This is a genomic window from Paenarthrobacter sp. Z7-10, from assembly GCF_026932795.1.
Classification (GTDB): domain Bacteria; phylum Actinomycetota; class Actinomycetes; order Actinomycetales; family Micrococcaceae; genus Arthrobacter_M.
On sequence record NZ_JADPVH010000078.1, the window covers coordinates 1 to 14,375 of the forward strand.

At 64.1% G+C, this 14,375-nt stretch carries 12 protein-coding genes, 1 tRNA gene and 3 pseudogenes; 10 read left to right on the top strand and 6 right to left on the bottom strand.

What is annotated here, in order from left to right:
• Positions 1-477, bottom strand: a pseudogene (locus IV498_RS17185) (pyruvate dehydrogenase (acetyl-transferring), homodimeric type); the annotation flags it as partial.
• A gap of 456 nt (positions 478-933) precedes the next feature.
• On the opposite strand from IV498_RS17185, the gene IV498_RS17190 reads away from it, so the two are divergent.
• The 4 genes from IV498_RS17190 (at position 934) to IV498_RS17205 (ending at position 2,929) form a co-directional block, all read left to right on the top strand.
• Positions 934-1,353 carry a DUF3052 domain-containing protein gene (locus IV498_RS17190; RefSeq protein ID WP_269048309.1) on the top strand — a complete coding sequence of 140 codons (420 nt, stop codon included), beginning with the start codon at positions 934-936 and terminating at the stop codon, positions 1,351-1,353.
• A complete protein-coding gene (locus IV498_RS17195; RefSeq protein WP_269048310.1) occupies positions 1,350-1,820 on the top strand; it encodes a peroxiredoxin in 471 nt (156 codons plus the stop codon). The genes IV498_RS17190 and IV498_RS17195 overlap by 4 nt, the downstream gene beginning before the upstream one ends.
• Positions 1,821-1,823: 3 nt before the next feature.
• A complete protein-coding gene (locus tag IV498_RS17200) occupies positions 1,824-2,771 on the top strand; it encodes an NAD-dependent protein deacetylase (RefSeq protein ID WP_269048311.1) in 948 nt (315 codons plus the stop codon).
• A gap of 85 nt (positions 2,772-2,856) precedes the next feature.
• A tRNA-Val gene (locus IV498_RS17205) sits at positions 2,857-2,929 on the top strand.
• A 71-nt stretch (positions 2,930-3,000) separates the two neighbouring features.
• Here the strand turns inward: IV498_RS17205 and IV498_RS17210 are convergent.
• Positions 3,001-3,354 carry a hypothetical protein gene (locus IV498_RS17210; protein ID WP_269048312.1) on the bottom strand — a complete coding sequence of 118 codons (354 nt, stop codon included), beginning with the start codon at positions 3,352-3,354 and terminating at the stop codon, positions 3,001-3,003.
• Positions 3,355-3,533: 179 nt separating this feature from the next.
• On the opposite strand from IV498_RS17210, the gene IV498_RS17215 reads away from it, so the two are divergent.
• Positions 3,534-3,818, top strand: coding sequence for a hypothetical protein (locus IV498_RS17215; RefSeq protein WP_269048313.1), 285 nt, complete (start codon positions 3,534-3,536; stop codon positions 3,816-3,818).
• A 382-nt stretch (positions 3,819-4,200) separates the two neighbouring features.
• On the opposite strand, the gene IV498_RS17220 is transcribed toward IV498_RS17215, so the two are convergent.
• Positions 4,201-5,256, bottom strand: coding sequence for a D-2-hydroxyacid dehydrogenase (locus IV498_RS17220; RefSeq protein ID WP_269048314.1), 1,056 nt, complete (start codon positions 5,254-5,256; stop codon positions 4,201-4,203).
• A gap of 118 nt (positions 5,257-5,374) precedes the next feature.
• Between IV498_RS17220 and IV498_RS17225 the strand changes: the two genes are divergently transcribed.
• Positions 5,375-6,145 carry an SDR family oxidoreductase gene (locus IV498_RS17225; protein WP_269048315.1) on the top strand — a complete coding sequence of 257 codons (771 nt, stop codon included), beginning with the start codon at positions 5,375-5,377 and terminating at the stop codon, positions 6,143-6,145.
• 2 nt (positions 6,146-6,147) lie between these two features.
• Positions 6,148-7,228, top strand: a pseudogene (locus IV498_RS17230) (L-idonate 5-dehydrogenase).
• 26 nt (positions 7,229-7,254) lie between these two features.
• Here the strand turns inward: IV498_RS17230 and IV498_RS17235 are convergent.
• Together IV498_RS17235 and IV498_RS17240 are read right to left on the bottom strand one after the other, a co-directional pair.
• Positions 7,255-8,632: pseudogene (locus IV498_RS17235) on the bottom strand (L-serine ammonia-lyase).
• Positions 8,633-8,755: 123 nt separating this feature from the next.
• Positions 8,756-9,256: a MarR family winged helix-turn-helix transcriptional regulator gene (locus tag IV498_RS17240; protein ID WP_269048316.1), complete on the bottom strand. Its 501-nt coding sequence runs from the start codon at positions 9,254-9,256 to the stop codon at positions 8,756-8,758.
• Positions 9,257-9,504: 248 nt separating this feature from the next.
• Here IV498_RS17240 and IV498_RS17245 point away from each other — a divergent pair, with 248 nt between their 5' ends.
• Entirely contained in the window at positions 9,505-10,254 is a 750-nt protein-coding gene (locus tag IV498_RS17245) for an aldo/keto reductase (protein ID WP_269048320.1), read from the top strand.
• A gap of 4 nt (positions 10,255-10,258) precedes the next feature.
• On the opposite strand, the gene IV498_RS17250 is transcribed toward IV498_RS17245, so the two are convergent.
• The gene (locus IV498_RS17250) at positions 10,259-11,998 is read right to left on the bottom strand and encodes a CocE/NonD family hydrolase (protein ID WP_269048317.1); all 1,740 of its coding nucleotides are present in this window, start codon (positions 11,996-11,998) and stop codon (positions 10,259-10,261) included.
• 123 nt (positions 11,999-12,121) lie between these two features.
• Between IV498_RS17250 and IV498_RS17255 the strand changes: the two genes are divergently transcribed.
• Both IV498_RS17255 and gndA read left to right on the top strand, forming a co-directional pair.
• A complete protein-coding gene (locus IV498_RS17255) occupies positions 12,122-12,763 on the top strand; it encodes a TetR/AcrR family transcriptional regulator (protein ID WP_269048318.1) in 642 nt (213 codons plus the stop codon).
• A 135-nt stretch (positions 12,764-12,898) separates the two neighbouring features.
• Positions 12,899-14,335, top strand: a complete 1,437-nt coding sequence (gene gndA / locus IV498_RS17260; RefSeq protein ID WP_269048319.1) for an NADP-dependent phosphogluconate dehydrogenase — start codon at positions 12,899-12,901, stop codon at positions 14,333-14,335.
• Positions 14,336-14,375 lie beyond the last annotated feature (40 nt).

The window sequence follows — 14,375 nt, forward strand, 5'->3', positions numbered from 1 at the left end:
CATTCCGGGGGAGGCGTGGCCCTGGAAGAAGATCTGGTCCCCGCCGCCGGGGTGGTCCTTGCCGCGGAAGAAGTGGTTGAAGCCGACCTCGTACAGCGTCGCCGCGCCGGCGTAGGTGGAGATGTGCCCGCCCACGCCGATGTCCGGGCGCTGCGCCCGGTGCACCATGACCGCGGCATTCCAGCGCAGCCAGGCACGGTATTTGCGTTCCGTCTCTTCATCGCCGGGGAACTGCGGTTCCTGGTCGGCCGGGATGGTGTTGACGTAGTCGGTGGTGGTCACCATCGGCACGCCCACGCTCTGCGCCCCGGCGCGCTGCAGCAGGGACCGCATAATGAATTGAGCGCGTTCGGTGCCCTGGCCACGGATCAGCGCATCCAGGGACTCCATCCATTCGGCGGTCTCTTCCGGATCCCTGTCAGGCAGCTGGTCTGTCAACCCGCTGAGGATGTGGGAGTTCTCTTCTCCTGCAGCCACGTCCAACCTCTCTTAAAAGCAGTGTGTCTTGAAAGCAGTGTGTTTAGAAACCTTGGGTTTCCCGCCGGCAGCGGTGGCTGGGGGCGTCCACAACACTCTAGTCCGCGATCCACCGCAGTGCGTAGCCGGTCAAAACCCCTCCGCGGGACTCCCACGGAGGGGTTTTGGCACCGCAGGGAACGTGCGCGGTGGAACGGTGCGCAAATATGGGCCAAACTGGACCAAAGGCTCCCGTCCGCTTGATGAAGGGAGCGTTAGGGTGTTGGCTGGTAGTAATGCAAATCACGACGGCGGCACCCGGGACTCGTCCCGGATAGCGGCGCAGCGGGTGCGCAGGCATCACTGGCGGAGGCTGTCTTAGCTTTTCCCGTCCCAACAGTTGATAGCCTTAAGGTACGAACGCGGAAGCGTCTTTGACCACAGGAACGCGAAAGCGTCAGGAGCAGGAGGAACAACGTGAGCGAGGCCGACGCCGGCACTGCAGTCAAAGTGGCGGGCAAATTGGGTTTCAAATCTGGGGATCTGATTCAGGAGTTCGGTTACGACGAGGACGTTGACTTCGACCTGCGTAATGACATCGAGGAACTGATTGGTTCCGAACTCCTGGACGAAGATGACCACGAAGTGGCGGATGCGGCCATTCTTTGGTGGCGTACCGACGACGGCGACCTGGTGGACGCCCTGGTGGATTCGCTGACCACACTGGAAGATGGGGCCGTAGTTTGGATCCTGACTCCCAAATCCGGCCGGGAAGGCTATGTCGCCCCGGCGGAGATTCAGGAGGCCGCACCAACCGCGGGCCTGCACGCCACCACCACGGTCGGCGTTTCCAGGGACTGGGCCGCCACCCGACTGGTACCGCGTAAGACCAAATGACCTCCGGCCCGTTAGTTCCCGTCGTGGGTCAGCCCGCTCCGGATTTCGCCTTACCGAACCAATTTGGCGAGCCGGTGTCATTGGCAGCGCTGCGCGGCGGGAACGTCGTCGTCGTCTTTTATCCATTCGCTTTTTCCGGCATCTGCACGGGCGAAATGTGCGAAATCCGCGACAATCCGGCCGAATTCGCCACGGCCAAAGCCCGTGTGTTGGCGATTTCCGTGGACAGCAAATACACCCTGCGGGCGTATGCCCAGGCGGAAAATCTGGACTTCGACCTGCTTTCGGACTTTTGGCCGCACGGCGAGGTGGCACGCCAATACGGAGTGTTCAACGACGAGCGCGGAATGTCTGAACGCGGCACCTTCATTATCGATGCCGACGGTATCCTGCGCGGCGTCTTCAGCACACCCGTCGGCCAAGCCCGTCCGCTGGCCAGCTACCGGGCCGCCCTGGCAGAGCTCTGAATCGTGGCTGAGACGGCCGGACCGGTCGGCATCGGCCTCACCGGGTTCGCCAGCGCAGCGGCCGTGACCGAGGCCGCGGCCCCCTCACCGGCCGAGCAGGAATCCTTGGAGGACATCGCGCGCCTGCTGTCCGGACAAAAAATTGCCATCCTGACCGGCGCCGGACTCAGCACGGATTCGGGCATTCCGGACTACCGGGGACCTGATTCGCTGCCACGCACCCCGCTGACCTACCAGCAATTTACGGGCAGTGACGAATTGCGCCGCAGATATTGGGCCCGGAATCATTTGGGCTGGCAGCATCTGCGCCGGGCAGATCCCAATCCGGGACATGCGGCGGTCGCTGCCATGGAGCGGCATGGCATCACCAGCGGCATCATCACCCAGAACGTGGACCGGCTGCACGAAGCGGCAGGTGCGGTGGACGTCGTCGACCTGCATGGACGCTTTGACCAAGTTATCTGCCTCCATTGCCATACGCAGTTCAGCAGGCAGCACCTGGCAGGCATCTTGGAGGAGCTCAATCCCGGGTTCGTTGGCCTTGCCGAGGAGGCAGGTGGGGCAGCAGCCGCGCCGGATGCCGACGCCGAACTGGACCGAACCTTGGTGCAGCGGTTCGTGGTGGCGCCGTGTGAAGTGTGCGGCGGCATGCTCAAGCCGGACTTCGTGTTCTTCGGTGAAAGTGTGCCCAAGGACCGGGTGGCGCGGTCCTACGCCATGGTCGACGCGGCCGATGCCCTGCTCGTCGCAGGCTCGTCTCTGACGGTGATGAGCGGACTCCGGTTTCCGCGCCACATGGCCAAACGGGGCAAATCCGTGGTCATTATTAACCGCGGAACCACCCGCGGCGATGATACTGCAACCATCAAGCTCGAAGCCGGCGTCAGCGAGAGCCTGAGCTACCTGGCCGATGCCTTGTCCGACGGCGCGACGCTGCCAGTCCCCGGTTAGCGTTCCGGCCGCTGCGTCCGGTAGAGTTGATCTTCGTTGGCTGGCAGGCAGGAAGCTGGAAGTCGGTTCACAGACAACGGCATTTGGGTCTTTAGCTCAGCTGGTAGAGCGCCACGTTTACACCGTGGATGTCATCGGTTCGATCCCGGTAGGACCCACAAGATACGCCTCCGTTCGCAGACTTCGGTCTCCGTACGGAGGCGTTTGTCGTGGCTGGGGGCGGACGCGCCTAACGCGGGTGGGCCTCGGATTCGGACCAGAGGACGTGGCGGGCATCGAGGATCTGGCGCGCCAGTTCGGTGGCATCCTCGTCCGTCAGCAGATCCGCCCCGGTCTCATAGACGCTGTGCATCGCGGCCGCCGGTACGGTGGCCAGGCGCTGATCGAGGCTGTCCAGGAGATTTTCCACCTCGCATGGCAGGCTCCCCGAGGGGTAGGTCCGCGCTGTCAGATGTGCCAGGTACGCGTCGGCTAGCCGCCGTTGAATGCGGTTCGGCCCGATGGCCAGCGTGGCGACAGCGAGGTCAAATTTTTCAGCGACATCCACCATGTCCCCGGAATGTCTTGTCACATTATCTGTCACATCCTGTTTCATTCCTTGACGATAGTCCTCGACCCTGGGAATTGCCACAGATTACGGGCTTGTTTTCCAGTGACCTACCCGCCCGCGTGGTGAGATCGCCGTCGTCGTTCGCTGAATCTGAAACCATCGCGTCGTCCGGGTGGCCAATATTGTCAGTGCCCGACTCTAGTGTCCGAGGTATGGAACATATAGTGGTGCGGACGACTGCGGCTGGGGCGCCCTTGGCGGTGCGGCGCGCGGGGCGTGAATGGTTGGTGGGAGCCGAACCGCTGCGGTGGTTTGAGCGGGTGAACTGGTGGGAGAATCAGCACCGAATGCCCAAGGGACAGGGACGCATGGACGTGGAGGTGTGGCAGGTCCAGGCCAGGTTGGGACGCAATGCCCGCAGTGGGCTGACCACCATGGAGCTGCTGAGGGACCAACAGGGCGGCGGTTGGAAGCTTCGAACGGCGTCGACCCTTTGAATCCTGGTCCAGACCCGGACCGGGCGCCAACCCGAATCCGGCTCAAGCTGAATCCGCGGGGTGCTGCCGCGGTGTCAGCCGCCGTTTAAAGTGTGAAGCCTTCCACTGCGACTATTGGGGGATGCCGCAGTGGAAGGCCTACAGATAAATATACATGGCAAGGACGGAAAGCCAAACATTGATTTCCACAGGGCCACCATCCCGGCCGAATCCGCGAACGAAACCAACGACCAGGCCCCCTGCGAGGATCTGCGCTGCCGCCCCGACACTGTATTTTTCCGCCGAAACGCCGGTAAAACGGGACCCAGCCGGGTCAAAGTTGTGCAGCAGCGAGTCCGGCGCTGATTCCTAACAGAAGCTGATGCCTAACAGAAGCTGTTGCCTAGTAGAAGTGGACCGGATCCACCAGGTGCGGAAGCTCGCCACCATCGAGGAAGATGCGAAGGTTGCGGCTGAACAGCTCGGCAATCAGGCCGTTCTCGGCCGTGCTCAGGGCTGCCGAATGCGGCGAAACCAGGACTTGGGGATGATGCCAGAGCGGGCTGTCCGCGGGCAGCGGTTCGACGGCAAAAACGTCCAGGCAGGCATAGGAAATCTGCCCGGTGTCCAGCGCGTCCAGCAGGGCGCCCTCATCCACGACGGTTCCGCGGCCCACATTGATGAAAATCGTTCCGGGCTTCATGGCACCGAAGACCTCGGCGTTGAACAATCGGTGGGTATACGGAGTTCCGGGCAGCGTGTTGACCACAGCATCGGCGTCCGCCAGCAGCTCGGCCAGCCCGTCGTTGTCCCTGACCTCCCGGATGCCCTCGATGGGGCCAACGTAGCGTTTGGTTCCGCTTACGGTCATGCCCATGGCCCGGGCCAGACGCGCCGTTTCGAGTCCTATTTCCCCCAGGCCGGCCACAACCAGATGCGAGCCGCTGACCAACCGGGTAGTGGTGCGCACGACGGGCCAGTGGCGGCGCTGCTGATCCCTGGCCAGTTCCGTGGTCCGTTTGAAACCGTTCAGCACTCCAAGCAGTGCCCACTCCGCCAAAGGCAGGGCATGTACTCCGGCTGACGTCGTGACTTTCACCCTTTGCAGTGTTGCCTGGTCCAGCCCGGCGGCCCGGACCGCGCCACCGGCCCCAGCCGCCATCGCGTGGACCCACTGAAGCTTTTTGTTGTCCGTGGCCAGGGTTGACAGTCCTGCCGCGCTTTCGCCGGGAAAGCCATAGACGACGTCGGCCGACCGGAGCATGTCCCAGAACGCCGCTTCCTGCTCCGGCGTCCGCTGGAAGTCCGGGTCGCCGGCGTGGTCCGCGGGATATCGTTCCGGAGGTATTAGCGCGGGCTCGTAACGGACTTGCACGGAAGGATCAACGGCGCGGATACAGTCCACATGCTCCGCCTCAAGGGGAACCGCAATCGCGACGGTAAGGGGAGCAGGAGTCATAATGTTCATCCTACTGAATCACAATTAGGGTAATGAACGGGAGGATTGGCGGCTCAGACCTGGAAGGAACAGCGGATGAGCCAGCAAAAACGCTGGATTGACCACGGGAGGCAGGGGCATGAGCGGACTTTTTGACTTGGACGGACGGGTGGCCCTGGTCACCGGTTCCAGCCGCGGAATCGGCAACGCCCTGGCCCGCGGATTGGCGGACGCCGGCGCCACCGTGGTGCTGAATGGGCTTCAAAAGGAGCGCCTGACGGCAGCGGCGGAGGCGCTCCGAACGGATTTTCCGGCCGACAGGATCCACAGTCTAGCCTTCGATGTCACCGACGCCGCCGCCGCCGCCGCGGGCATCGGCTGGATCGAGGAAAACGTCGGCCCGCTGGATATTCTGGTCAACAACGCCGGTATCCAGCACCGGGTCCCGATGCTGGACCTGGCAGTCGAAGACTGGAACCGGGTGCTGACCGGCAACCTGACAAGCGCCTTCCTGGTGGGCCGGGAAGCGGCTCGGCGGATGCTGGACCGTGGCCGGGGCAAGATCATCAATATCTGCTCGGTGCAGACGGATCTGGCCCGTCCCACCATCGCCGCTTACACTGCCGCGAAGGGCGGGCTGCGGAATCTGACCAGGGCGATGACCGCCGAGTGGGCCGCCGGGGGACTGCAGATCAACGGCATCGCGCCGGGATACATTCACACCGAGATGACACAGAATCTGGTGGACGATCCCGACTTCAACGCGTGGATCATCGGCCGGACGCCGGCGGCGCGTTGGGGTACGATGGCCGATCTGATTGGTCCAGCGGTCTGGCTGGCCTCGGACGCCTCGGCGTTTGTGAATGGACAGACCATATTCGTCGACGGCGGCATGACGGTGGTGGTCTAGGAATGGCGGATTCCATGGCGGGGACAGCGGGCTGCGCGGCGACTGGGACGGATCTGCCGGACGGCGGGCCCGCAGTGGTGGCGCACCGTGCCGGTGACCTTCGGATCGAAGTCCTGCAGCGCCGGCCCCCGGCCGACGACGAGGCCGTGGTGCAGATTGCCTATGGCGGCATCTGCGGATCGGACCTGCACTATTGGAAGCACGGGGCGGCCGGTGAATCGGTGCTGCGTGCACCAATGGTCCTCGGACACGAAGTGGTGGGCGTGGTCGCCCGCGCCGCGCTGGATGGCACTGGTCCGGCGGAGGGACCGGGTGGCGGTCCATCCGGCATCACCGGCGCCGGGGGAGGCGCGTTACCCACTGGACCGGCCGAACTTATCCCCCGGCTGTACCTATCTAGGCAGTGCCGCCCGCTTCCCGCACACGGATGGCGCTTTCAGCCGGTATGCCAATCTGCCCACCCGCATGCTTCGCCCGCTGCCGGAGGGCCTCGGGCTGCGCCGGGCCGCACTTGCCGAGCCTGCCAGCGTCGCCTGGCACGCCGTCGGCCGTGCCGGTCAGGTGAAGGGAAAGACGGCGCTGGTCATCGGCAGCGGCCCCATTGGTGCGCTGGCGGTCGCCGTGCTCAAACGCGCCGGCGCGGCGCGCATCGTCGCCGTCGACATGCATGACAAGCCGCTGGAGATAGCGCGCGCGGTGGGTGCTGATGAGGTTCTTCGTGGCACTGACGCGTCCGCCATCGCCAAGGTGGAGGCCGACGTCGTTCTTGAGTCATCAGGAAGTCACCACGGTCTGGCCTCGGCCATCAGCGGTGCGGTGCGCGGCGGCACGGTGGTGATGGTGGGTTTGCTGCCCGCCGGCCCGCAGCCCGTGCCGGTCTCGCTCGCCATTACCCGCGAACTGAACCTGCTGGGGTCGTTCCGGTTCAACGACGAAATTGACGACGTGATTGCGGCGCTGGCCGACGGGTCGTTGTACGCCGATCCCGTGGTGACTCACGAGTTTCCGCTGGAACAGGGACTGGAAGCCTTCTCGGTGGCAGGAGATCCAGCCGTTTCCGGCAAGGTCCTGCTTAAGTTCTGAGCACAGTCAGCAAGTTCTGAGCGGCATCAGCATTCGGTGACGTTGACGGCCAGGCCGCCTTCGGAGGTTTCCTTATACTTGCTGGACATGTCCCGGCCAGTCTGGCGCATGGTTTCGATCACGGTATCCAGCGACACGAGATGCTTGCCGTCCCCGTAGAGTGCCATCCGTGCGGAGGCCACCGCTTTGCCCGCCGCGATGGCGTTGCGCTCGATGCAGGGCAGCTGCACCAGCCCGGCCACCGGATCGCAGGTCAGGCCCAGATTGTGCTCCATCGCAATCTCGGCCGCGTTTTCGGCCTGTTCCGGTGTTCCGCCCAGCACCTCGCAGAGTGCCCCCGCCGCCATCGAGCAGGCGGACCCCACTTCGCCTTGACACCCGGCCTCGGCACCGGAAATGGAGGCGTTGCCCTTGTACAGCGAGCCGATGGCCGCTGCCACCAGCAGGAAGCGCCGGATGTTTTCCTCTTTGAGCTGCGCATCCTGGGGGATGAAGCGATGGAAATAATGCATCACCGCGGGAATGATGCCGGCGGCGCACCACCCGTCCACCGGCGGCGTTTTCCTCGTTGACGGCGATGGCAAAGGCCTGCAGCCACTCCAATGAAGTCTCGCGCTCGGCGCCGTCGAGTTCAAGCCGCTCGGCAATTGAGGCAGCACGACGGCGGGCGTGCAGCACGCCGGGCAGGATGCCGCCGGTCTGCAGGCCGGCTTCGACGCAGCCGCGCATGGTGGTCCAAATGGCGTCCAGTCCCGCACGAACTTCCTCTTCCGGACGGAGGGCGCACTCATTGGCCCAAGCCACGTCCGAGATGGAGATGTTTTCCGCCGCACAGATGGCCAGCAGTTCACTGGAGTACTGGAAGGGATAGGGCAGGACCTTGGCGGGGGCGGCCCGAGTCTTGTCCGCGTCGGCCGTGGCCGCGAGGACGGACTCGGTTTCGACGAACCCACCGCCGATCGAGTAGAACGTTTCCTCGGCCAGCACGCTACCGGAGGCGTCCAGAGCGCTGATCCGCATGGCATTGGGGTGCCGGGGAAGGACGTTCCGCGGTTCGAAGATGATGCTTTGCGGCGTCATTGCCACGCGCTGGCTTCCGAGCAGCTCCAGCGCGGAGTCGTGGGCCAAGGTGTCCGCGAGCTGGGCGGGAATGGAAGGGTCGACCGTTTCGGGCAGGTACCCGGCCAAACCGGCCAGGATCGCGCCGGGCGTGCCATGGCCCATGCCGGTGGCGCCAAGGGAACCGAACAGATGCACGGTGATTGAGGCGACGGAGGGAAGCTTGTCCGCTGTCTTGAGCTGCTCGGCGAAGAGCCGGGCTGCCCGCATGGGCCCAACGGTGTGCGAGCTGGAGGGTCCCACGCCGATGCTGAACAGCTCCAGTGCTGATGTGTAGCAACTCATAGTTCTCCCCATCATAGTCGCCATTGTTGATTTTCTGAACGATCGTTCGGTTTGGGTGTGAACGGCCTTGGACCCTCGCAGGGGCATCACCCACGAGCACCGCGTGGGGGTCTTTGAAGGGGGCTACGCCCGCGCCGACGGCTCGAACGCCGGGGCGCCGCCGGCGGTCGAGATGCGTTCGAGGGCCACGCGAAGATTATTGACCTGGACCGTGGTGAACGGCTCGATGAGATGCCGCCGGACCGCCGCCGCATGAATCGGCCGCACGATGGCGACCACCGCTAGGCCGGCGTCCGTCAGGCGAACCTCAACGCCACCGGTCACCTTCGTTCGCTCCACAAACCCGCGCTTTTCCATGCGCGAGAGGTGATGTGAGAGCCGCGTTCGGTCCCAACCGAGCAGAGTCGCAAGGTGGTTTTGACGAACTGGACCATCCACGTCGGCCGCATGGATCAGGATCGCGACGTCCGGGTCGGACAATCCAGTCGCTGCGCGGACTTCGTCGGAAACCCGTGCCCGAAGAACCTCGTGGGCTCGTTTCCAAGCGAACCACAAACGACGTTCCGCGTCGCTGAGAAGCGGATCCGTCATGGCTTCCACGCCGCTGCCGATCTCTGTTGACATATCTACACCATAGGGCCATCCTGTTGATATAACAACACCCAACTGACTGGACGTCATGAAAGGAACTGCACTATGAGCAATCCAACCACCCAGAGCGTCGACCGCCTCGCCCCCGGAGGTATCTTCCCGCTCGCCGGTAAGTCGACGGCCCGAATCGGATACGGAATGGGTCGGGTGAGCCGACGAGCGGAAAATGCTGATGGCCGGGCCAAAGCGGTCAGCCTCCTGCGGCGGGCCTCGAGCTGGGAATCACACACTTCGACACCGCGCAGTTTTACGCTGACGGACGCGCCAATGAGCTGCTCCACGAGAGCTTGGCAGACGTGCGCGAAGGCATTGTGATCGCCACCAAGGCGGGAGCAAAACCAGTTCCGGGAGCAGCGATCCCTTTGGCGGCCGCGCAGAAGCCAGCCGAACTCCGGGCCGCGGTGGAGGACAATCTTCGAACCCTCGGCACCGACCGGATCGACGTCGTGAACCTGCGCCGGATGGACTTTGCTCCTGGGCTCCTTGCTGCGGGTGACCAGATCGTGGCCTTCGAGGACCAGCTTGCCGAGATGGCTGCCCTGCGGGGCGAGGGCAAGATCCTCGCAGTAGGACTCAGTCACATCACGGTCGAGCAGCTGCGCACCGCGCTGCCACTGGGAATCGCCTGCGTGCAGAACATTTACAACTTGGTTCATCGCGAAGACGAACCGCTGCTGAACCTTTGTGCCGCAAACGGGGTCGCTTGGGTGCCGTACTTCCCGCTCGGCGGCGGCTACGGCACCCTCCCCAAGGTCGTCGACGCGCAAGCGGTCCAGGACGTCGCGGCACGGCTGGGGGTGACGCCCTCGCAGGTCGGGCTTGCCTGGCAGCTGGCGCATTCGCCCAACACTCTGATCATCTCCGGGACGAGCAGCGTTGGGCACCTCATCGAAAACGTCGCCGCGGGGCATGTGCAGCTCGATCGGGAAGCACTGGCCACACTCGACGCGGCGTCTGTCCCGAAAGGGTGATTGATCAGGTGGTCTTGACGGGCAGTTGCAGGTACGAAGCATGTTCGCCGCCGGTGTGGATGACGTGCTGTCCACTGTTGACGCCGGTGTAGCCGCGGATCGCCGGCATCAGTGTTCCCAGGAGGTTTCGGGCGCTGATGACGAAGCGGAGCTGTTCGCCGGGGTGGAAGGCAAGGCCGATCGGAAGCAGATCGATTTCAACGTCGGCGATCTCGCCGGGTGCGAGCTTCGCGATCCGGTCGAAGCTGTGGGCGGGCACGTCATCCGTCGACAGCGTCTCATCGAGATGGCGGGCTGAAACACGCAAGCGTCCGTCCGAGCCCTTGTACCGCAGGATGGTCGCGCCGTAATCGGTGAGATCGTGGACCCTCGCGCTTTGGTTGGGAACGGTGAACGCCTGCAACGGCGTTCCGTATGCATCGAGCTTCTGCACGAGCACGAACAGGTCCATGTCGTCAGCGCCGCGCACTTCGACCCAGAGGTGCGCCTTCGGATAGCCGATCATCACCGTCTCCTCGTCGAAGCGGGTGATGAACGACACCGCGTTCGGGTTGGAATCGACGTCGTAGGCTGCTGTGACCCCGTCGGCCGGCGCTTCGGTGGTCAACGATCGTGACCGCGAGTCGAGGTAATACTTCGTCGAAACGACCTCCGCCGGCGGAAACGAGTCCGCGGCGACGCGGACTTGGTCGCCGCCCTCGAGGTCGAGGATGGAGTAGCGGACACGGGGTGTTTGCTCCCACCCGTTGTCGTCGTTTTTGAGGTAGTGGTCGAAAAAGCGGCGCAGGTCCTCCACGTTCGCTTCATCGTAGTAGTCGGGCCACTCCTGGCTGTTGTGCACGCGCAGCCACTTCTCTTCGGAGGCCATGCGGCGCCAGGCGCGGAACGTTCCGGCGGTATGCAGTGTGTTGGAGTAGCTCGCAACGACGTAGGCCGGCACAGTGATCCGGTTGAAGTCCGGGATCTTGTTCTCCCACAGCTCATTCATGAGCGGGAAGCGCTCCGCCTCCGAGATGATGTCCTCCTTCTGGCCCTTGCCGAAGAAGCTGCCGTCCTGGAGCTGCTGAGCGAAGCCGGTGTCAGGCATGCCGCCGCGCATCAGCAGGTCGCGGTAGACGTCACTCACGCCCTCCCATGGGTTGATCGCCGTCAGCTGCGGGGGCTGTTCGGCGGCGGTGAACCACTGCGAGGCCGCGAGGTAGGAGGTTCCGCTCATTCCGACCTTGCCGGTGCACCACTCCTGGCCGGCAAGCCACTCAATCAGATCGTGGCAGTCGCGGCCCTCCTGGCGATCCCACAGCACGCTGTCACCTTCGGAGTCGACCACACCGCGAATATCTGGATTGCAGATTGCATAGCCTTGCGCGCACCAATACGCCGGGTCGGGACCTTCGAACTTTTCCAGCCCTGAGACGATGCCGTTGTCCAGGCCGACCAGGCCGAACACACCCATCACGCTGAGGGAGGTGCCTTGGCCCTTGCCGTACGGGCTCCAAGCCACAATGACAGGGACCTGCTGGGCTCCAGCGGGACGAAACACGTCGACGAGGATCGTTATACCGTCCCGCAGCTGGACAGGGACGTCCTTCTCGAACACGATGTCGACCGGCAACGGCAGGAACTGAGGTGCGATCTGAAATCCCGCCGCCAGAGTCCGAGTACCGGGATCGAATTTGCTCAACAGGCCGGTCCTGGCATCCGGCAGCGGGTGGGACGGCACAAACATCTTCTGGTCATCGCTCACGGCGGGCTCCTCTTAATTGTTTCGTCCCCGGATGGGCTCCTGCAGTGCTGCAAGCGTACGTCCGGGATCCCTTAAACTCAACACACGTTGAGATAATTACCAGTGAGGGATAAATTGGGGGATATGAATGAGCAGATTGAATCAGTGCCCGGGACAGCTCGAGGGCGCCGCCCCGGACCCGGAAGCACGCGGCAGGCAGTGATCGATGCGGCCCGCACCCGATTCGCCGCCGACGGGTTCACCGCCACCACGATCAGGCTCATCGCCGCGGACGCCGAGGTGGACGCATCCCAGGTCATGCAGTTCTTTGGCTCGAAAGACGAACTCTTCGCGGCCGTGATGGCCATCCCGTCGTCCGCCCTCGAGCTGTTCAGCACGGCGTTCGAGGGACCGGACGAGCATCTCGGCGAACGGGTGGTCCGCGCCCACCTCAGAGCGTGGGAGGGAGCGCCCAAAGATTCGGAACCGCTGATGGCGATGCTGCGCGGTGCGATCGTCAACGAAAAGGCGAGTGCGCAGCTGGCCGATTTCATCCAGTCCCGGCTGCTGGACGGCACCCGCGGAAACGCCGGCGCCGACGCCGCACTCCGAGCTGGTCTGGCGTCCTCAATGCTCGTCGGCATCGTCACCAGCCGGAACATCATCGGAGTGCCCACGCTCGTCGCCGCAGACACGGAAGACTTGGTCGCGGTCCTCGCCCCGGCGATCCAACAGATCCTGGTGCCCCAGCCCATGGCCTGGATCGAAACGGGAAACGGCGCCTGACCCCCGATCGCTGGCCGCAGTCATCACCTCGGGGCCTTTCGTCATAATTGAGACCCGCGGGGGAGCTTTCCCAGCGGCGGCAACGGCGCCCGGCTAGGCTGGAGGAAACCGCTGGTAATCAACCATGGAGGAACGATGTCTGCACAGATCGGCGTAACAGGACTGGCCGTTATGGGAGCCAACCTCGCCCGGAACCTGGCCCGCAATGGATTTACGGTGGCCCTGCATAACCGTTCGGTGGAAAAGACGGACGCGCTGCTGGCCAAACACGGTGGCGATGGAGAATTCATCCGCACCGAGTCGCTTCAGGAACTGGTGGAGTCGCTGGAAAAGCCGCGGCGGGTACTGATCATGGTCAAGGCCGGTGCACCGGTGGATTCGGTCATCGAGCAACTGGTGCCGCTGCTGGAGACCGGCGACATTGTCATTGACGCCGGCAACTCACATTTCCAGGACACCCGCCGCCGCGAGGCGGCGCTGGCCAAAAAGGATCTGCATTTCGTGGGTATCGGTGTCTCAGGTGGCGAGGAGGGTGCGCTCAATGGGCCGTCCATCATGCCCGGCGGATCCAAGGAATCTTATGCGGCGCTGGGGCCACTGCTGGAAAAGATCTCCGCCCACGTGGACGGCCAGCCGTGCTGTGCCTGGATTGGCACCGATGGCGCCGGGCATTTCGTGAAAATGGTGCACAACGGCATTGAATACGCGGACATGCAGGTCATTGGCGAGGCCTTCGACCTGCTGCGTTCCGGCGCCGGGATCGAGCCGGCCGAGCAGGCCAAGATCTTCACCGAATGGAACAAGGGAACGCTGTCCTCCTTCCTGATCGAGATCACCGCCGAGGTGCTCGCCCACACGGATGGACGGACCGGAAAGCCGTTCGTCGACGTCGTCGTCGATGCCGCCGGGCAAAAGGGGACCGGCCGCTGGACCGTCATTTCCGCGCTCGAACTCGGGTCGCCGACGTCGGGCATTGCCGAGTCCGTCTTCGCCCGTGCCCTGTCCTCTCAAGCCGCCCAGCGCGCGGAAGCACAGCAAAAGCTCGCCGGACATGAGGAAAGCATCGCCGTCGGTGAGGATTTCGTGGAAGACGTCCGGCAGGCATTGTTCGCCTCTAAGCTGGTCAGCTACGCGCAGGGACTGGACATGCTGACCGGAGCCGCGAAGGAGTACGGCTGGGACCTGAAACTCGATGAAATAGCCGCCCTGTGGCGTGGCGGCTGCATCATCCGGGCCGAACTGCTCAAGGACATCACCGCGGCCTACGCGGCCCAGGATAAGCCCGCCAACCTGCTGTTCGCCCCGGCATTCAGCGAGGCCATCGCAGGCGCACTGCCGGCATGGCGCCGGGTGGTGGCAACCGCCGTCGGGCTTGGCATACCGGTACCGGTCTTCTCCTCGTCGCTGGCCTACTACGACGGACTGCGCCGCAAGCGCCTGCCCGCGGCGCTGACGCAGGGCCTGCGTGACCTGTTCGGCGCGCACACGTATTCCCGGATCGACGCCGAGGGCACCTTCCACACGCTGTGGGGCGAAGATAAGTCAGAGGTCGAGGCCGCCGACACGCACTAAGGCCGCAACAAGCCGGGGCCCCCGTTCCGCAGAACGGGGG

Excerpts from the sequence above, each read along its gene's own strand:
- IV498_RS17240 (WP_269048316.1), bottom strand. The coding sequence starts at position 9,256 with ATGTCAACAGAGATCGGCAGCGGCGTGGAAGCCATGACGGATCCGCTT.
- IV498_RS17255 (WP_269048318.1), top strand. The coding sequence starts at position 12,122 with ATGAATGAGCAGATTGAATCAGTGCCCGGGACAGCTCGAGGGCGCCGC.
- IV498_RS17225 (WP_269048315.1), top strand. The coding sequence starts at position 5,375 with ATGAGCGGACTTTTTGACTTGGACGGACGGGTGGCCCTGGTCACCGGT.
- gndA (WP_269048319.1), top strand. The coding sequence starts at position 12,899 with ATGTCTGCACAGATCGGCGTAACAGGACTGGCCGTTATGGGAGCCAAC.
- IV498_RS17195 (WP_269048310.1), top strand. The coding sequence starts at position 1,350 with ATGACCTCCGGCCCGTTAGTTCCCGTCGTGGGTCAGCCCGCTCCGGAT.
- IV498_RS17215 (WP_269048313.1), top strand. The coding sequence starts at position 3,534 with ATGGAACATATAGTGGTGCGGACGACTGCGGCTGGGGCGCCCTTGGCG.
- IV498_RS17220 (WP_269048314.1), bottom strand. The coding sequence starts at position 5,256 with ATGACTCCTGCTCCCCTTACCGTCGCGATTGCGGTTCCCCTTGAGGCG.